The 17,597-nt window shown below is 39.5% G+C and carries 18 protein-coding genes, 1 pseudogene and 1 other annotated feature (1 of these 20 only partly in view); of the genes and pseudogenes, 4 read left to right on the forward strand and 15 right to left on the reverse strand.

Features of this window, described 5'->3' with window-relative positions; all coding sequences use genetic code 11:
* Window positions 1-47: 47 nt before the first annotated feature.
* The 8 genes and pseudogenes from AMD01_RS11555 to AMD01_RS11585 all read right to left on the reverse strand — a co-directional run bounded on the left by AMD01_RS11555 (window position 48) and on the right by AMD01_RS11585 (window position 7,378).
* Window positions 48-680 (reverse strand): response regulator transcription factor, encoded by a 633-nt coding sequence (locus AMD01_RS11555; protein ID WP_053401554.1) that lies wholly within the window; start codon window positions 678-680, stop codon window positions 48-50.
* A complete protein-coding gene (locus AMD01_RS11560) occupies window positions 677-1,906 on the reverse strand; it encodes a sensor histidine kinase (RefSeq protein WP_053401555.1) in 1,230 nt (409 codons plus the stop codon). Before AMD01_RS11560 ends, AMD01_RS11555 begins: the two co-directional genes overlap by 4 nt.
* Window positions 1,907-2,139: 233 nt before the next feature.
* Window positions 2,140-3,477 (reverse strand): APC family permease, encoded by a 1,338-nt coding sequence (locus AMD01_RS11565; RefSeq protein ID WP_053401556.1) that lies wholly within the window; start codon window positions 3,475-3,477, stop codon window positions 2,140-2,142.
* Window positions 3,478-3,674: 197 nt separating this feature from the next.
* Complete coding sequence (locus AMD01_RS11570) at window positions 3,675-4,205, reverse strand: helix-turn-helix domain-containing protein (protein WP_053401557.1); 531 nt, start codon at window positions 4,203-4,205, stop codon at window positions 3,675-3,677.
* A gap of 358 nt (window positions 4,206-4,563) precedes the next feature.
* A complete protein-coding gene (locus AMD01_RS11575) occupies window positions 4,564-5,559 on the reverse strand; it encodes a zinc-dependent alcohol dehydrogenase family protein (RefSeq protein ID WP_053401558.1) in 996 nt (331 codons plus the stop codon).
* Window positions 5,560-5,638: 79 nt separating this feature from the next.
* Window positions 5,639-5,785, reverse strand: a pseudogene (locus AMD01_RS24730) (carboxylesterase); the annotation flags it as partial.
* 2 nt (window positions 5,786-5,787) lie between these two features.
* Window positions 5,788-6,687, reverse strand: coding sequence for a LysR family transcriptional regulator (locus tag AMD01_RS11580; protein ID WP_053401559.1), 900 nt, complete (start codon window positions 6,685-6,687; stop codon window positions 5,788-5,790).
* Between the two features lie 112 nt (window positions 6,688-6,799).
* Entirely contained in the window at window positions 6,800-7,378 is a 579-nt protein-coding gene (locus tag AMD01_RS11585; protein ID WP_053401560.1) for an undecaprenyl-diphosphatase, read from the reverse strand.
* A 455-nt stretch (window positions 7,379-7,833) separates the two neighbouring features.
* On the opposite strand from AMD01_RS11585, the gene AMD01_RS11590 reads away from it, so the two are divergent.
* Complete coding sequence (locus AMD01_RS11590; RefSeq protein WP_053401561.1) at window positions 7,834-8,085, forward strand: hypothetical protein; 252 nt, start codon at window positions 7,834-7,836, stop codon at window positions 8,083-8,085.
* A 74-nt stretch (window positions 8,086-8,159) separates the two neighbouring features.
* Here AMD01_RS11590 and AMD01_RS11595 read toward each other — a convergent pair whose 3' ends face one another.
* Window positions 8,160-8,708: a DUF4865 family protein gene (locus AMD01_RS11595; RefSeq protein ID WP_053401562.1), complete on the reverse strand. Its 549-nt coding sequence runs from the start codon at window positions 8,706-8,708 to the stop codon at window positions 8,160-8,162.
* 121 nt (window positions 8,709-8,829) lie between these two features.
* Between AMD01_RS11595 and AMD01_RS11600 the strand changes: the two genes are divergently transcribed.
* Window positions 8,830-9,639, forward strand: a complete 810-nt coding sequence (locus tag AMD01_RS11600; RefSeq protein ID WP_053401563.1) for a LysR family transcriptional regulator — start codon at window positions 8,830-8,832, stop codon at window positions 9,637-9,639.
* 70 nt (window positions 9,640-9,709) lie between these two features.
* Window positions 9,710-10,540 carry an STAS domain-containing protein gene (locus AMD01_RS11605; RefSeq protein ID WP_053401564.1) on the forward strand — a complete coding sequence of 277 codons (831 nt, stop codon included), beginning with the start codon at window positions 9,710-9,712 and terminating at the stop codon, window positions 10,538-10,540.
* A 310-nt stretch (window positions 10,541-10,850) separates the two neighbouring features.
* Here the strand turns inward: AMD01_RS11605 and AMD01_RS11610 are convergent, their stop codons facing one another.
* The 4 genes from AMD01_RS11610 to AMD01_RS11625 form a co-directional block, all read right to left on the reverse strand.
* Window positions 10,851-11,834 carry a methyl-accepting chemotaxis protein gene (locus AMD01_RS11610; protein ID WP_053401565.1) on the reverse strand — a complete coding sequence of 328 codons (984 nt, stop codon included), beginning with the start codon at window positions 11,832-11,834 and terminating at the stop codon, window positions 10,851-10,853.
* A gap of 14 nt (window positions 11,835-11,848) precedes the next feature.
* Complete coding sequence (locus AMD01_RS11615) at window positions 11,849-12,985, reverse strand: FIST signal transduction protein (RefSeq protein ID WP_053401566.1); 1,137 nt, start codon at window positions 12,983-12,985, stop codon at window positions 11,849-11,851.
* 299 nt (window positions 12,986-13,284) lie between these two features.
* Window positions 13,285-13,800 carry a cupin domain-containing protein gene (locus tag AMD01_RS11620; RefSeq protein WP_053401567.1) on the reverse strand — a complete coding sequence of 172 codons (516 nt, stop codon included), beginning with the start codon at window positions 13,798-13,800 and terminating at the stop codon, window positions 13,285-13,287.
* 156 nt (window positions 13,801-13,956) lie between these two features.
* Entirely contained in the window at window positions 13,957-14,472 is a 516-nt protein-coding gene (locus AMD01_RS11625; protein WP_053401568.1) for a hypothetical protein, read from the reverse strand.
* Window positions 14,473-14,708: 236 nt separating this feature from the next.
* On the opposite strand from AMD01_RS11625, the gene ybaK reads away from it, so the two are divergent.
* A complete protein-coding gene (ybaK, locus tag AMD01_RS11630) occupies window positions 14,709-15,191 on the forward strand; it encodes a Cys-tRNA(Pro) deacylase (protein WP_053401569.1) in 483 nt (160 codons plus the stop codon).
* Between the two features lie 115 nt (window positions 15,192-15,306).
* Here ybaK and mscL read toward each other — a convergent pair whose 3' ends face one another.
* A complete protein-coding gene (mscL, locus tag AMD01_RS11635) occupies window positions 15,307-15,705 on the reverse strand; it encodes a large conductance mechanosensitive channel protein MscL (RefSeq protein WP_053401570.1) in 399 nt (132 codons plus the stop codon).
* A 265-nt stretch (window positions 15,706-15,970) separates the two neighbouring features.
* Window positions 15,971-17,404, reverse strand: coding sequence for a proline--tRNA ligase (proS, locus tag AMD01_RS11640; RefSeq protein WP_053401571.1), 1,434 nt, complete (start codon window positions 17,402-17,404; stop codon window positions 15,971-15,973).
* Window positions 17,405-17,449: 45 nt separating this feature from the next.
* Window positions 17,450-17,597, reverse strand: a binding site (T-box leader) (it continues 55 nt past the right edge of the window).

Here is a 17,597-nt window from a genome sequence, read left to right on the forward strand (position 1 = left end):
TTGTACATAAGGGCAAATTTCGTTCGTACGTTCGGGTAAAACGATAATCAATTAAATAAAATTCCTTGTTCAATTGCCACAGCAACTGCTTGAGAACGGGATGAAACACGTAGCTTTCCATAAATATTTGTAAGATGCGCCTTCACCGTTCGCTCTGCAATTTGCATATCCAACGCTATTTTCTTGCTTGTATCTCCTTGCGCGACGCCCTGTAAAACCGTTAGTTCTTTTTGTGATAAAATGGTTTGTTCCACCATGGTTCGCTTTTTATAATCAAAAATACGATCTGTTATTTCAGACTGTAAGAGTGTTTCTCCTCTTAGCGCCGATTCAATGGTTCGAAATAAGTTTTCACGCCCCGTATCTTTTAGCAAGTATCCTTTTACACCTAAAGACAATCCCTGAATCATTAATTCATCTTCGTTGTAAGTTGTCAAAATAATAACAGGAACGTTTGAATTTTGTTTGTTCAATTCTTTAATTGTTTCCAACCCGCTCATATCTGGCATGTTCAAGTCCATCAAGATGACGTCGGGCTTTTGTAATTCCACTAGACGGAGCGCCTCAAAACCATTTTCTGCCTCACCTATCACTTCATATGTATCACTTGTTTCAAGAATTAGTTTTAATCCTTCTCTGACCACAAAATGATCGTCAACAATTAAAATTTTCGCCTTCATTCTTCTTCTCCTTTTAGCGGAATTGTTATTTCAATGGATGTTCCGTAATCTTTTTTACTTTCTATTTTAAAATCTCCGTGTAAAATTCGCACTCTCTCCTGTATGCCAAGTAATCCATAGTGACCTGGCTGATTGCCAACAGAATGAAAGTCAAATCCCACTCCATTATCCTGAATGATTAACACGACGGATGGACTTGTTGTCTCTTGAATAGAAATTCGTACGTGAGAGGCATGTGAATGACGGGCTATATTAGTTAGGCATTCGCTAATCATTCTCGTACCATGCTCTACTACCAGTAGAGGAAATGAATGGAGAGATGATAGTTCCAACGAGCAGGGGATACCTGTTGCTGTGATAAAGCGTTGTACGTCTTCTTTAACGTTTTTCACAAAATCAATGGACGACGTTTCCGATCTCATACGTAAATCATCAATGACACCTCTAGCGTCGGCTAAGGCTTCTTTCGCTCTTACAATTGATTGCTGAACAATTTCCTGTGCCCTTTTCGTATTTCCCTTACCTAAATGAGCTTGTACCGCCTCTAATTGTAGTGCAATACCGGCGACGCCTTGTGCAAGTGTATCATGTAAATCGCGTGCCATTCGTTGCCTTTCATTCGCAAGGGTTAACTCCTCTACTTGTTGATGAGCAACTTCTAATTCATTCAGAGATACCTGAATTTTCATCCTCATGTGTACTTCTCGGAAAAAAACAACGGAATATCCTGCTCCACAGATGACAAAGGGAATCATCACAATGAGCATCTCTAAAATTGAATATTCGGGTTTTCCGATAAGTGCCGTACCGCTACACACCATAACAAACGAAAAAAAACATGTAAGCAGTACAGGGCCTACTCGATAATAAATACCTATACTCTGTGCAATAAGTATAGTATACAGGCCAATACCTGTTGCTTGAAAACCATCCGGCATTAGCCACCCACAAAGAAGAATGAGTGCTCCTTGTCCGACAACAAATAGCCATACGTGTGATCGTTTTAGCACGGTAATAAGCGCATACAACACATAATGAACCGAAACCAGACACGTGAATAAAATACTTTGAAAAACGAGAGGATGTGCGAGGGTCTGAAGAATGACCGTAGAAATCCATGTTAAAAATACGCCTACAAAAAGGGGAACTCTGCTTTCTATTAACTGATACAAGCTCACGAAGCCTGCTTGTTTTGAAGAATCTCTCCTACCCTGTGTATTTTCCATCTTGTTCACCTATTTTCTTTTTGCTAAAAGTTGATTTTCATCTATAAACACCTTACTTTGGTAGCTACAAAAGAGAGCTGAAAGAAAGCTGCATGGCCTGTTTTTATTCATTTTCTTTTCCTCCTAACATTATGGAAGGATTCCAAAAATTCAGCATGAATTATTATAGCACACTACAGTAGTCTTTCTGTTTTTAACACAAAAAGAAGCCTCGCAGTGAGGCTTCTTTCCCTTTAACTTTTGATATGATTTTTTTTCATCGCAAAGTAAATCGGTAATCCAAGTGCTGTAATGCCAATTCCCCACATCGCAAGGGCTGTTTGTGTAAACAGTGTATTAATCACAATGAACAATCCACCCAAAATAGAGATAATAGGTAAAACAGGGTACAGCGGCACCCGGTATGGTCTCTTTAGCTGTGGATCGCGCTTTCTCAAAATGAGTACAGCTGCAAACGTCATCGTATAGAAAATCCAAATGACAAAGACGAGCATGTCCGTCAAGGTATTAAAGCCGCCAATCATCATCATAATGATCGCAATAAGCAAAATGAAAAGACCTGAATTGTATGGGACCTTACTTTTCTTTGACAGACGACTAAACCATTTGCTAAACGGGAGCTTGTTTTCAGTAGCCATTGCATATGGGATACGCATGCCTGTCATAACATATCCATTAATGGAACCAAAAACGGAAATTAAAATACCAATACTCACAAGTTTACCACCAAAAGCACCAAAGATAATTTCTGCTGCTTCTGATGCCGGCGTGTCTGTTCCTGCTAGAGACGACGCAGACATTACCATAAGAAAGGCAATATTAATCAGTAAATAAATGACCATTACGGCAGATAAGCCTAGAATAATGGCTTTTGGAAGATCTTTTTTCGGATTTTTCATTTCCCCTGCAATATTCCCAACTAAAATCCAGCCATCGTAGGCAAACATCGTTGCCAGTAATCCAGATCCTAATGCAGAGAGAAATTCTTTTCCTGGTCCTGCTTCGACTGGAAACAGCTGAAACGGAACATCTCCTTTATGAAAAATTCCAAAAATAATAATAAGAACAAGTGGAATGAGCTTACAAACAGTAGAAACGGTCTGAATCGCACCGCCTGCTTTTGCTCCTAAAAAGTTCATCAAAGTCAAAAATAGTGCTGTTGCAACGGCGACGATGACGATAAGCGAATGATGATCATCAGCCGTTAACCCAAATAAACTAATCGTTTGTGTTCCAAAAATAATGGCGAGCGCGGCAATGTTTGCTGGAAAGTAAATAACCGTCTGTGCCCATCCCAAAAGGAATGCCACAAGGTTTCCGTACGTGCGTTTTAAATACGCCATCATTCCCCCAGTTTCAGGAATAGCTGCAGACAGCTCTGCTGCTGTCAATCCAGCACATATCGTTAACACGCCACCAATCAGCCATGCTAATAGTCCAAGGCTCGCTGAACCCGTTACTCCGTATACAGCGGTAGGCTTAAAAAATACACCTGCTCCAATGACGGTTCCAATGACCGTTGTAAGAGCAGCTAAAAATCCAATTTCTTTCTTTAAATCTTGCTGTGGCAAAGGAATCCTCTCCTCTAAATTTCTCTTCGTTGTATCCAAAAGTGTTCACCTACAAAAAAAGAATGTACATATGTCATGTACACTCGTCAAATTTTAGCATAGTATTTTATCGTTATGCAATGAGTATTTTCATAAATAAGACTTTGTATCCGCTTAACCGACATTTCTATGTGAACTTCATAGGTTCCCCTCATCCCTCAGTAATCAAATTCGCGCAAGTAGAGGAGAATCTCATCCTCATTATATTGTTTAATAACGTACCGCCTTAATTTGCTTTCAATTACCTTCTGCTCACTCGACTGTTTGCTAAATAGGTTAGCAAGTTTGTAAATACCATTTGCCACTATTGTCACGATCCCTGCTGATCCTAGCTCGAACCCTAACCTCTCAGATGGTGTTAACTGTGATTCGGCGTGAACTTTCATTTCCTTTACATACGCCTTCTTAATCAAAATGTAGGATTCTTCATTTTCAAAAGCAAGAAGCAAATCGGTCGTGGTGAATACTTCAAAAAAGGCGTTCTCTTTCTCTAGCTGTAACAGTCCATCCACTACTTCACCTTCGCTTTTCCCAACCGTTTTAGCAATGGATTGAATCGTCCTAATTGAATAGGTGCCCACTTCTTTTTTACTCATAATCGATAGCGTTTGCTGACTCAATCCCGTTGTTTTAAACACGTCATATCGTTTTTTATTGTGTCGTTGTAGGTAAACGTCTAATATACTCATAATGGTTTATCCTCCCTCTTTACTCAAATATATTTTAGTATATTTTCCATAAAAAGTTAAGTTTTTCTTGTATTTACCATATAGTCTTTTTAAAATGAGAAGTGTAGGTACTGATTGTGGAGGGATGAATATGGATAATGTATTGACATGGATACTTACGTTTCTTGTACTATGTGCCATTGGGAGCGTTGTAACAAAATTTAAAAGAAGTAAATAATCATCACTGCTTAGTTGAAATTACATACGTGAAGATATTTCTTTCGTCATAAAAAAACACCTGCCTCCAAAGGTCGTTTATCCCTTGAGAGACAGGTGTTTTTAGCCATCAATCGTGCTATTTATAAAATTCACTATCTCATCACCAGTTGTTCACTAGTACTATTTTTCCGATCGCCTTTCCTGATTCCAAATGTTCATGCGCTTTGCTTACTTCGGTGATGGAGAACGTTTTAGCATCAACTAGTGGCTTCAGCTTACCTTCTTCGACGATTTGAGCGATCTGTCCAATTATTTCGCCGTGAATATGACGCTGATCTTCATCGATGACTTTTAGCAGCATAAACGTGACGTGAAACGATAGTCCTTTTGAATGAAGAGGAGTTAGGTCATGCGTTGAACGAGCGGCGATGGTGACAACCGTTCCACTCAGCGCTGCGGCTTCAAAGGACGAGTCTAAATTCTTCCCGCCTACCGTATCAAAGATCACTTCAAAACCTTTTCCGTCTGTGTATTGATCCATATACTGTGAAACGGATTCTTCGCGGTAATTAATGCCTACATCAGCACCTAGCTTTTGACCTATTTCTAGCTTCTCTGTTGAAGATGCCGTCGTATACACGGTTGCTCCTGTCCATTTTGCGAGCTGAATCGCTACGTGCCCAACCCCACCTGTTGCACCGTGAATTAAAATATGCTGATCTTTCTTCAGCTTCGCACGATCAAACAGCGATTCCCATGCGGTAATCGTGACAAGAGGTAGAGCCGCTGCCTCTTCCATTGAAAGACTTTTCGGCTTATGAGCAAGCAGCCGAGCATCTGCCAGCATATACTCAGCAAGTGCTCCACCTGTTCCTTTGAAGCCACCTGGACAGCCAAATACTTCATCACCGACTCGAAATGCTGTGACACCTTCTCCGACCTCTGCCACAATTCCTGCTACGTCACCGTGAAGGACGGCTGGAAACTGAGGGGCAATCCCTGATACCGCTCCGCTTCGAATCTTCGTGTCAATTGGGTTTACGCTCGTTGCTTGTACATGAATGAGCACACACCCAGGCTCTACCTTCGGCTTTTCGATCTCTCTTTCTACGAATACAGACGAATCTCCAAACTCTTCAATGACCATTGCTTTCATCGTTTCCACACTCCCTCTGAATGAATACCTTTATCATCGCATAATCCGTACACTTTTCAAAAGAAAACGCCTACATTTCTCATTTTAATCCCTCTAAAAATTCATAGACTTCTTCATGTACTTGCTCACGTTCCTGATCTAAAGTAATGATGTGCCCCGACTGCTCATACCATTTTAACGTCTTCTTCTCAGTAGACGTTTGCTCATAGATCATTTCCTCACTTTCTTTTAGATTTTCTCCTTGTTTTCACTACGATGCTTGCTGTAAGACAGAATGTATTCCTTAAATTTCTCCGCTACAGGTGAAAGATATTTTCCTTGGAGCCATCCCATCCCAATTTCACGTGTTGTATGGTTTTTCATTTTTACTTTCGTTATTTTTTGATGATCAAGTCCTTCCACATCAGGTAAAATCGATACACCTAACCCCGCACCAACAAAACCAGCAATCGTTGACACTTCTTCTCCCTCAAAAATAATCGTTGGCTTTACGTTCTCCTTTTCTAGGAGCTCATCGACGGTTAATCGGAGCGCATAGCCGCTTTTCAACAAAATAAACGGCTCCTCAGCAATTTCTTTTAGGTCTACCTCATCACGTTCAGCGAGTGGATGTCCACTTGGAACAAATAAAAATAGATCCTCGCTCCACAATTTAACCCAGTGAATCATTTTAGCCGGTTCAATGGCAGCGAACACGCACAAATCAAGCTCATTTGTCTTTAGTTTTTCGAGAAGCCAATAGGAATGATTTTGCTGAAGCTGAAACTGAACCTTGGGATAATGCTGTCGAAAAGAAGCCAGTAAATCAGGTACAAAAAAAGCGCCCAGCGTATGTAAAAATCCAAACGATATCTCCCCTTGATCCGGCTGCAAGAGTTGCTGAATTTCCTTCTTTCCTTTTTCGTATTCGTTGATCATGGCGTCTACTCTTTTTAAAAACATCTGTCCATACTTATTAAGCTTAATGACTCTTCCTTGCCGATCAAACAACTGCACGTTTAGATGGCTTTCTAATCGTGCAATGGACCTACTTAAGGCAGGCTGTGAAATTGATAATACATCTGCCGCCTTGGTCATATGCTCCATTCGTGCAAGCGTTTGAAAATACTCCAACTGCTCCCATTCCATTTTGTCTCCCCCTTTTAATTACAAAAACGCATAGTATATGTATTAATTATGTTCTGTATAACATGATTCTTCAATAAAAAAGTCCGCAACTAGTATCGTTACGGACTTTTTTTCACATATTATGACGTGATGTTCCTTTTTTCACTCCAACTATTCGCTCATAAATAAAGACGATTTTTCGAATAAATGGATCAAGCAGTTTGGAGCTTTTCATGACAACGATCGCTAAAAGAATCGAAACAATGATTGAGCCAAGTACATCAAATGGGTAATGAACGCCTACCCAAACTCTTGAGAGTCCGACAAGTGCTGCAAAAATAATCGCGACTGTTCCGATGCGACGATGGCGTAGCCAAAGAATGAATGCGATTGAAAAAGCTCCTGTCGTATGATCACTTGGAAATGAAGCATCTGCTGCATGAGAAATTAACGGTTGGACATTGTGGGTAACAAATGGCCGCGGCTCGTAGTAGATATGAGAAATGAGGATATTCACAATAATGCCAATCACTCCGCCTATACCTGCGTATAATACGCTTTTCCGGTGCTTTGTTTTACCTGCAACCCAGATAAATAAAAGCATGATTGCTAAAATAGCGATGGCACCTTTTGTACAAAAAATCATAAAGTTGTCTAGCAGCTCGGAATGACCCGAAAAACCATGAATCCATTTGTAAAGCTCGTAGTTCACTTATAACGCCTTCTTTCTGTTTCAAATCTCTCTGTCATAACGTAGCTTCCTACGTCATTGTTGCACTTTTTATACAACCTATTTTTTATATTCAAGTTGTCATTATACGTTTCTATGGTTTTTTTTGCAATTCATAACCAATGTTCTGATAAATGAATGACTTCTCTTTCCTCATTGATCACTTCCTATTATTTATGCCTACCTTCTACTCACGACAACTTTTCTTACCCTTATACCGTAAATGATTATCCTTACAAAGCCATAAGCAAATGACTAATTTTACATTAAAATTGAATGAACATTTTTTAATCATTCATTTCCCCACTATTTTTCTCCTAGTTCAATATCTTGTCCTACCAGCTATCCTGTGCTGATAAATCTACTAAATTGATCACTTCGTCTATCACCAAAAGAACGGTTAGCGCATCTAATAGAGTATAAGGTGGTGAAGAGAAATGAACCGAAAAAGATGCCATGATAACGATAAGAAAAAAGTCGTGTATTGTGATCCAGAGTATATCGTGTGTGATACGTATACTGAGAAAGAAGTTATCTATGTTCACCCTATTAAACGCATCAACCGAGAACACATTCGCTACGTACCACGTCACGTATACGAAGAAGAAACCATTAACGAAATTATCGATCCAGGCGAGCCAGACGGTTGTAAAGACTGTCACCATAAACGTCGCAGAGGCCGCTGGTAAGCTGAATACGCTATCGATATGAAATGCTTACTTGCAGAAACACCCCCTAGTCTTCACTAGGGGGTGATTTGTTGTTAGTCTGAAAGATGTAACACTTTATACATCGTTATGCCTTGTGATAGAGCGATATCTGGTTTTTCCTTGTAAAAACAAAATTGACTATACCCCCACTTGTCGGGATTGTAGATGACCATTTCTCCTAGCGCCTTTTCTCCACTCTTCACATACGAGGTTACCAGTGGAAATGTAGCTTGCTTTAAAGAGGTGCTTTCTTTAATAACCCCTTCATACTCCACTACGTATCCGCTCATGGCAATATTTTGCTTCAGGTCGCTCTTCAGTGGCACACCAATCTCGATAGACTGCCAGCCAAATGAATCTAGAATGTTATCGTAAAACCCTTCATAAATAAACGTGTTCATTCCTTCATGATCTTCCCAAAGATAAAAAGGTGCATAGGAATTCATCTTACTCCCGTCTATTCCTTTTTCAGTCGTTAAATAGGCTTTCAGCTTTAATCCAGGAAACCCATCCGTTTTATGTCCGTTATGTTCGACTCGCTTTACGATCTCTTGCATATCGTATTCATCAGGTAAAGAGATTTTATATCGCATGGCAATCATTGCATTCACTCACTTTCTATTTTGGTCTCTTTTAGCATAATGCAGCATCGCTTTTTGATAAAATAGGTGTAAATGATGACTGCTATCATTTATACTGATAGCAATAAAAGGAGCGAATGAAATGGAACTACAAGATTTAGAAATTTTTCGTGCCGTTGTCACTCACGGAACGATGAGCAGAGCGGCAAAAGCACTAGGATATGTACAGCCTCATATTACAGATCGTATTAAGCGCCTTGAAGAAGACGTTCATTCTCCACTTTTCGAACGAACTAATCGAGGGGTTTTACTTTTACCGCCTGGTGAAGTACTCTTAGAGTACGCAAATCGCATTTTACAGTTGGTTGAAGAAGCAAAGGATCAAATTCATCAGCAGGAACAGATCCACCGTATTGCTACTTCCCCATCCATTTTATCTGCCTATTTGCGTAGTCGTATTCGTGCTCAATTGAGCGACTATGATATTTATGAGCACCCCACTCAACGGCTGAAATCTCTTCTCACAAATGGTGATGTTGATCTCGTTATCACCTATAGTATGTATACCGATCCATCACTAGAAATTATTCATCAAACAAGCTTAACAACCGGATTAATAGCTGCACATCAACATGTGGATGTGACTAAAGAATGTTTCTTCGTCAGTCATGATCCCGAATGTCCATTTCGGAACCACACGCTTCAATACATGCAGAAGGAGAAGATTTCCGTCACCCAACTAAAACAAATCGATTCCTACTCGTTCATTGAAGAACTTGTCGAACAAGGACAAGGTGTCGCATTTTTACCCGTTCAACATCGCCAATTACAAGTAGTAGAAACGATTCCACTACAAGAAGTCCCAATTTATATGTATACACGTCAGGGATCTCACACTTCTCTCCCTGATGAATGGCTACAACATGACTCTGGCACATTACCAAAAAAATAGTAGTGAAAAAGTCCTGTTAATGAATTATAATATGAGCACTATTATTGTTTTTTTCATGGAGGAGACCGACATGCATCGTAATAAAACCTTGCATTCCTTTTTACTTAGTAAAGCCAAACAGCTAACGGAAGAATGGTATGCTTCTTTAAACAAAAACGACCCAACAGGTGTCTATTCTTCAACAAACCCTGCCATTATCGAGAATTTAAAGGGGCAAAACTTTGAATTTCACTTGCATCTTTGCGAAATATTCATTTTAGAAAAAGACGCTTTTTTTAAGAAATTTCAGCCGTGGATAGAGAAAGTAGCGAAAGATCCAGAGCATCAAAGTACGCCTATTCATTTCATTCTTCGCGAGTTTATGAGAACGAGAGAGCAATATTTTGGCTTTTTAGAAGAATTCGCTACTCTTCATCCTGATGTTACGGCTGATCAGCTCAAAACATGGGAGCGCCTTATTACGCAAACATTTGACGAAGCGATTCTTCGTTTTGCAGAAGAAACGCATAACATGGCTTCCTTAAAGCTTGAAGCCCAGCAGGAAATGATTAATGAGCTGAGTTCTCCTGTTATTAGCTTAAAAGATCATTATACGGCTCTCCTTCCACTTGTAGGAGATATCGACACTGCCCGTGCAAAAATGATTTTAGAAAAAACGCTCGAGCAATGTTCGAAAATGCGCGTAACACGGTTATATATTGATCTGTCTGGTGTTATCATTATCGACACAATGGTCGCTCACCAACTGTTTCAGCTTATCGATGCGCTGCGCTTGATTGGCGTTGAAACGATTCTGTCAGGTATTCGTGCTGAGATTGCGCAAACGGCTGTTCAGCTAGGTCTTTCTTTTGATAAGGTCATTACAAAAGCTAGCCTTTCTCAAGCCTTGACGGTGGAATAAGCCTTCCACTAAAAGAACACCATCCTTAAAAAAGTGTTACGTAATACAACTAGTAGTACACCACTCAGACAATAAAAAAGATGAATGGTGTACTTTTTTATGTAAATCACTCCCTCAATAAAGAAATGAGAGTCCTACCACCTATTAATAAAATGTACTTACGAAGAAAGAGTTTTAAGAGGATAATGACTGCGTATAAAAATAAAACACCAAAGGAATCTTGGTGTTTTTAAAATAGGTGGCGAAAAATTAGAAGCAAAAGAACATTTCTGACAACCGTATTGGAGTATGTTCTTTTTTTTGTTTATCGTCATAACTCTCCTTTTTTTATTGCTTCTAAAAGGAACGTTAATTGAGTGATATATGAGAACGTTTCTGTGGAGAACACAAACTTATCCTGAGAAAAGAGGTGTAATTCTTTAATGCGGGAATTGTTGCTTAAAAACCCGTCCAACACCACATCTAGCTTTTGAGAATATGTTGTAATCTCTGCTAGGGTCATAACAGTAGATTTTTTGATTTCCTGCATTTTCTCATTTAGTTCTTCTTGAGAAGAATAGATTTTACTAAAATAGTTCCTAGTGTCATCTGTCATAGATTTAGTTGACTCAATATCATCCATACGTTCTTTTACATCCTCAGACAAACCGGATACCTGTGAAATAATCGTCTGAACTTTCCCCTTAATCTCAACGAGTGCCCCTTTACTTTGATCAGCTAATTTACGAACTTCGTCCGCCACTACTGCAAATCCACGACCATGCTCACCCGCACGCGCTGCTTCAATACTAGCATTCAAAGCCAAGAGATTCGTTTGTTCCGCAATAGCTTCTATTACATTAGCAAAATTAGAAATTTCTTTTGATTCCTTTTGCAAATGAACAATCGTGTGCTCAAATTCCTTAAAAACATTTTTGATGTAATCCATTTGTTGAGTAAGAGAATGAATACTTTCATATCCTTCTTGAACCAATATAATATTACTTAAACTTTTTTCTCCTACTTCACTCGTGATGACATTAATCGTTTGTGTCGTTTCTATAATTTGCTGAATATTGTCTGCCGTTTTTTCAAGTTCTTTACTTTGTTCTTCCATGCTTGTCTGAACCTTAGAAACGTATTCTGTGATTTGACTATCTTTTTGTGAGTTTTTATGACTTCCCTCCTTTAACAACCCTAATAGATCCTCTACGCCCTTTATAACCATTTCGTATTCCTCTTGATTTAAACGTTTGGCAGATTCTCTTATTTGTTCTTCTACATTTTTCTGTTTAAACAACGATAGTAAATCCATTTCTTTCCCCGTTCCTATTTCCGTTTTCCAAAGCCTAATAGAATCATTGTCTGATTTAATTGCGTTTTATTTAATTGCTCACCATAACTTGAGAAACCAGATAGGTTAGGCAATTGACTCATTTCACGATTTAGGTCCGTGGTTAGTTTTTGATTCTGAAACTGTAGCTTGCGTAGAATACAGTTAACAGCCAATACACCCTCTAAATGCGCAAATCCCTCCTTAAAGTGCCGAATAGATGCCCTTACTGTTTCCACTACCTTTTTCGGTTCCAATATCTCCACTATAGAATCTTGAAACAACTGACAATAAAATTGAATAGAACCGTCTCCATTCACTTGAAACGGTGAAGCGATCCAAATTTGGTCGTCAATATTACGCCCTAATGGATTCGTCATAAAATAGTGAGTCAACTGACTTTCAGAAATACCCAATAGACGTGCGTATTCATCAGAAGCTTTACGACCATTAAACTCATACACAACACGACTTTCCGTATTCGCTTTTGTGATTTTTAACTGCTTGCCTGTGCTTTGAAATATGTTTTCTTTATAGATTTGAATATCGTCTGTCGTTTTGACAAATACCACAGCCCCAGCTTTACTAGAAACCTCGCCATTCACCGAAACATTTGTCTCCACAAACTTAGCATCATCCCCTGCTGTACCTCCAAACAAAGGAAAACCCTCATGTGGAAAAATAGAATTCACAATAGAAAGCATACGCTCTTCAGCAGCAATTAAACCGTTCGGAAACACCAATCCTAGGCCTTGTTTTTCGATCAATCGCGATTTTCGATCGATTCCTACTCTCTCAGCAGCTTGAATGAGTTCCTCTCGATAAAGAATTGGATATTTTTCAATATTATCCATCAAAACTGCTTGCGCTTTAAACTCACTTCCTGAAAAGGAAAGAGCAGATAAACTATTTTCAGAAAATCCGTCTTTGTTTATTTCTCCAACTGTCGTGAGACCTACCACTTCCGTACGAGGAAAATACTGAGCAAAAAGGCATGATAATTCGTTAAAATCATACACGGTACTTGCAAAATACAAAATAAGTTTAGAAGAATCTGATAGTTGATGCTTAACTTCTTCGAATGCTTCTTTCGTAACTCTTTTTTGAGTACTAACTGATTGAATAGCTACCAATAGAATTCCACCTTTATTTACTTCAACAATAAATCCCACCAAATAGTACCAGATTATAAATGGACATATGTAAAACGTTCGTTCACAAGAAAAGTAGTAGTCGATTTTGTATTATGTTGAATTATTCCTTGGAAAAATACCGTGATTTGTTCTGTCGTATCTATTATAGAACGCACATAAACGGTAAATCGCCTTCTCTCAGGATATCATGGGTATTTTGTCACAGGCAAGAAATACCTATCTCAAAGAATAAAAGAGATGATTGGCTCTCCTTACTGAACCAACCATCCCTTTCCTTTTTAATGTCCTTCTTTCATCGCATCCGCTTTTGTTTTATGAACGGTTCCTTTTGCATGCTGCGGCGGCGCATAAATCGAATATAATTTCAGCGGCTCATTTCCTGTATTCACTACATTATGCCACGTTCCTGCTGGTACCATAATCGCCGAGTCGTCAAACACCTTGCGCTGGAAGTTTAGCTGATTTTTCACTTTGCCCATTTTCACAATTCCTTGACCTTGCTCAATACGTAAAAACTGGTCAACAGTTGGATGAATTTCAAGTCCAATGTCCTCGCCAGGATTAATACTCATTAACGTTACTTGCAAATGATTTCCTGTCCATATAGTTGTACGGTAATTTTGATTTTGTTTCGCTGCTTTATTAATATTTACTACATACGGGGAGGGTCCATAATCTTGCCCCCCCTGCTTGCTTCTAGGATCATAAGGATATGCGTATTGAATATACTGCCTGCTGTCATAATAACCCGTTGGGACTGTGTAATACGGATAGTAATATGGAATGTAATACATAAGCTTCCTGCCCTTCTACATCTTTGTATAGTGTTATCCTATGTAAGAGGGCTAGGCTATGTAACGTTGTTCTCTACGTAATCGTACATATTCGATAAGACGCAAAAAGAGTCTTCACTTTTAAAAAAGGAACACTCTTTTCATGGATTTTATCGGTTACGAGATAAGTTGACCTCTTGCCTGAGCAAGGGCTTCAATAGGCCAACCGCTCACTACGGCATGTGAAAGAAAACGAACGTCTTCAAAGCGAAATCCTTGTTTAAAATAGTTTAGTGCATACGCTTCATTCTGCTTCATTTCTAGTCCTTGTAACGTATGAATGGGTTCTTTTAATGACGCAATGCTTCTTAGCAATGAAAAATTTGCTCGTTTGCAGTCATTTCCCTCGCTATCATAGCTCAGATACATTTCTGCTTCTTTTTCGCCGTCCTTGTATAGCTGATAAAACCAACCATAGTCTTCCGCGTGAAAATAAAAAAAGGCAAAACCATCAATTTTTTTTGAAATTTGTTTTGCACAAGCTTCAATTTCTGCTTCTTCACCGTGTACCAACACGCTGTTCCACAGCTCATTGACTGGTAACACATAGCCTTGCACCTTTAACTTTTGACATGCCTCTACTGTTGAAGAAAACGTATCTCTTACTAAAATTGCCACTGTATGCTCATTCATGTTTTATCCCTCTTTTTCTGCGCCGTATTTTATCATTTTGTGTAGCCGAATTGGCCTTTATACTTCTATATTATTCGGTGATGATCACGCGCATCCCTCTAGGAGTGAAACATTTTACAATAAGCAGAAAAACGTGGTTATAATAGAGCTATGCGTGAGAGAAGCTACTTTTCTAATCGGATCTCAAACAGACATTGTTACATTTCATTCGTTTCTATAACAGGTAGGTGATAAAAATGAGCAAAAAAACAGAAAAAACAAACGTCATGCGCGTGCTGGACCAAAAGAACGTTGCTTACAATCATTATTCGTTTGACAGCAAGTCTACAAGTGGTGCCGAGGTGGCTCGTTCTCTTGGAGAAGACCCTCACCGTGTATTTAAGACGCTTGTGACGATTGGAAAGTCAAACGAACATTATGTATTTATGGTACCAATTGATCAAGAGTTAGACTTAAAAAAAGGTGCACAGGCTGCTAAAGAGAAGTCGATTGATATGATTCCTCAAAAAGCACTTCTTCCACTTACAGGCTATATACACGGAGGCTGCTCTCCGATCGGCATGAAAAAACCGTTCAAAACGTTCATTCATGAATCGGCAGAAACGTTTACGTCCATTTTCTTTTCCGCTGGTAAGGTCGGGCATCAAGTCGAGCTTTCGTTATCTGATCTTCAACAGGTTATTTCTGTAACCACGGCTGATCTTGTAAAGGAAAGTTAAAAACGTACGAGCTAAACACATGGTTATAAAAAAGCCGCGCTTTTCTATAAATGAAGCGCGGCTTTTTTCTTCTTAAAGACAAGAAGATCTATTCTTATTTACTTACTATGTAAAATTACGACCGTTCCTTCAACGATTCGCCTCTTAGTAAATCACGAATCTCCGTCAACAGCTCCTCTTCTTTTGTAAGCGTTGGTTCAGCGAGTTCTTCTGGTTTTGCTTCTTCTTTTCGTTTCAGCTTGCTTACTAATTTGATAAACAAGAAAATCGAAAACGCGACGATCACAAAATCAACAATCGATTGAATGAACGCTCCGTATTTAACGGTCGCTTTTTCAACCGTAAATTCCAATCCTGAAAAATTGATGCCCCCTAGCAACAATCCAACTAATGGCATAATCACATCATTAACTAGTGACGTCACGATTTTACCAAAAGCTGCCCCAATAACAACACCGACCGCTAAATCAAAAATATTGCCCTTCAAGGCAAATTCCTTAAACTCTTTTAACACGCCTTGCTCCTCCTCTTATTAAAATGTGCCCGTTCAAAAATCAGACAGTTTACAGGATAACATGTATACGTGAGCCAAATCTAGGTCTCGTTCCTTTTTCCAATCGAAATGCCTACATTTTTACGCAAAAACATTTCTTTATACACAATAGCTTCTCCAATAAAGATCGTATTAACACTGCGCTCGTATGAAAAGCAACTTTTATCATTAAATAAATAGAAGCCCCACATTAAGGAGGCTTCTATTGCCACTTTCTTTCACCTTATTAATAAGCTTTCGCCCAGTTCACAAGATGTTTGGCTTTCTCACCGCAATACACGCACGTATCAGCCACCTGTTCTTGTTTGAACGGAATACAGCGCGAGGTTACACTCGTTTCCTCTTTAATTTTTTCTTCACATTCGCGCTTTCCACACCACATTGCTTGAGCAAACCCATTTTCCTCTTCGTAATAGCGTTTGAATTCTGCATAGGTTTGAATGACTTTTGTACGGTCTTCTCTATAAGCAGTGGCTTTTTTCATTAAGTTATCTTGAATATCCTCAAGAAGCTCCCCAATTTTTTCTTCCACAGACGCAATCGGCGTCTGAATCTTTTCTCCCGTATCACGTTTTACAAGAACAACTTGACCAGCTTCAATATCTCGTGGTCCAGCTTCTAAACGAATGGGTACACCCTTCATCTCATACTCGTTAAATTTCCACCCTGGCTTTTTATCACTCGCATCAAGATTGACACGGAATTGACTTCCAAGTTGGTCCTTTAGCTTATAAGCAAAGTCGAGCACCCCTTCCTTATGCTGTGCAACAGGCACAATGATCACCTGTGTTGGTGCAACCTTTGGTGGCAGCACCAACCCCCGATCGTCTCCGTGAACCATAATTAAGGCCCCGATAATTCGCGTCGTAAAGCCCCATGATGTTTGATGAACGTGCTGCATCTTTCCTTCACGGTCACTAAACTGAATGCCGAACGCTTTCGCAAATCCGTCTCCAAGATAGTGTGACGTAGCGGACTGAAGCGCCTTTCCGTCCGGCATCAGGCTTTCAATCGTATACGTATGCTTTGCTCCTGCAAATTTTTCTTTTTCGGTTTTTGTGCCTTTTAAAACTGGAATAGCTAAAAAGTCTTCGCAAATGGACGCATACACTTCAAGCATTTTTCGCGCCTCAGCTTCAGCATCTGCCTCCGTTTCATGACACGTATGCCCTTCCTGCCAAAGAAACTCAAGAGTGCGTAAAAATGGACGCGTCGTTTTTTCCCAGCGAACAACATTTGCCCACTGGTTATACAGCTTTGGCAAATCACGATAAGAGTGAATGATATTTTTATAATGTTCACCGAACAGCACCTCAGACGTTGGGCGAATACACAAACGTTCTGCGAGCTCTTCGTCTCCACCGTGTGTCACCCATGCCACTTCTGGTGCAAACCCTTCGATATGATCCTTTTCAATTTGAAGAGAACTTTCTGGAATTAAAAGCGGCATATACACATTTTCGTGCCCGGTTGCTTTAATTTGATGATCAAGTTCTGCTTTAATATTTTCCCAAATCGCATAGCCATATGGGCGAATAATCATTGAGCCGCGAACGCTTGAGTAATCGACAAGCTCCGCTTTTGTGACGATATCGGTATACCACTGCGCAAAATCCTCATCTCGACTCGTAATACTTTTGACAAACTGCTTCTCACTCATCTTTTCCACCTCGGTTAGTTAAAAATAAAAAAAGCGCTGCTTTAATATAGGGACCAAAAACGGTGGTACCACCCTAAATTTAAAGCAACGCTTTACACTCTCACATGTTAACGGTATTTAACCGCTATGCTTTTTTTGCATAGAACTCAAAGGCAGGTTCAAATAATGTTTCTTAGATGCCTCTCACCAAACG

Origin of the sequence: Priestia koreensis, from assembly GCF_001274935.1 — a bacterium.
Classification (GTDB): Bacteria; Bacillota; Bacilli; order Bacillales; family Bacillaceae_H; genus Bacillus_AG; species Bacillus_AG koreensis.

Coding starts and splice junctions, on each gene's coding strand:
- AMD01_RS11580 (WP_053401559.1), bottom strand. CDS start 6,687: ATGGAATGGGAGCAGTTGGAGTATTTTCAAACGCTTGCACGAATGGAG.
- AMD01_RS11560 (WP_053401555.1), bottom strand. CDS start 1,906: ATGGAAAATACACAGGGTAGGAGAGATTCTTCAAAACAAGCAGGCTTC.
- proS (WP_053401571.1), bottom strand. CDS start 17,404: ATGAGTGAGAAGCAGTTTGTCAAAAGTATTACGAGTCGAGATGAGGAT.
- AMD01_RS11610 (WP_053401565.1), bottom strand. CDS start 11,834: ATGGATTTACTATCGTTGTTTAAACAGAAAAATGTAGAAGAACAAATA.
- AMD01_RS11570 (WP_053401557.1), bottom strand. CDS start 4,205: ATGAGTATATTAGACGTTTACCTACAACGACACAATAAAAAACGATAT.
- AMD01_RS11605 (WP_053401564.1), top strand. CDS start 9,710: ATGCATCGTAATAAAACCTTGCATTCCTTTTTACTTAGTAAAGCCAAA.
- AMD01_RS11600 (WP_053401563.1), top strand. CDS start 8,830: ATGGAACTACAAGATTTAGAAATTTTTCGTGCCGTTGTCACTCACGGA.
- AMD01_RS11575 (WP_053401558.1), bottom strand. CDS start 5,559: ATGAAAGCAATGGTCATTGAAGAGTTTGGAGATTCGTCTGTATTCGTA.
- AMD01_RS11595 (WP_053401562.1), bottom strand. CDS start 8,708: ATGATTGCCATGCGATATAAAATCTCTTTACCTGATGAATACGATATG.
- AMD01_RS11625 (WP_053401568.1), bottom strand. CDS start 14,472: ATGAATGAGCATACAGTGGCAATTTTAGTAAGAGATACGTTTTCTTCA.
- AMD01_RS11620 (WP_053401567.1), bottom strand. CDS start 13,800: ATGTATTACATTCCATATTACTATCCGTATTACACAGTCCCAACGGGT.
- AMD01_RS11590 (WP_053401561.1), top strand. CDS start 7,834: ATGAACCGAAAAAGATGCCATGATAACGATAAGAAAAAAGTCGTGTAT.
- AMD01_RS11555 (WP_053401554.1), bottom strand. CDS start 680: ATGAAGGCGAAAATTTTAATTGTTGACGATCATTTTGTGGTCAGAGAA.
- ybaK (WP_053401569.1), top strand. CDS start 14,709: ATGAGCAAAAAAACAGAAAAAACAAACGTCATGCGCGTGCTGGACCAA.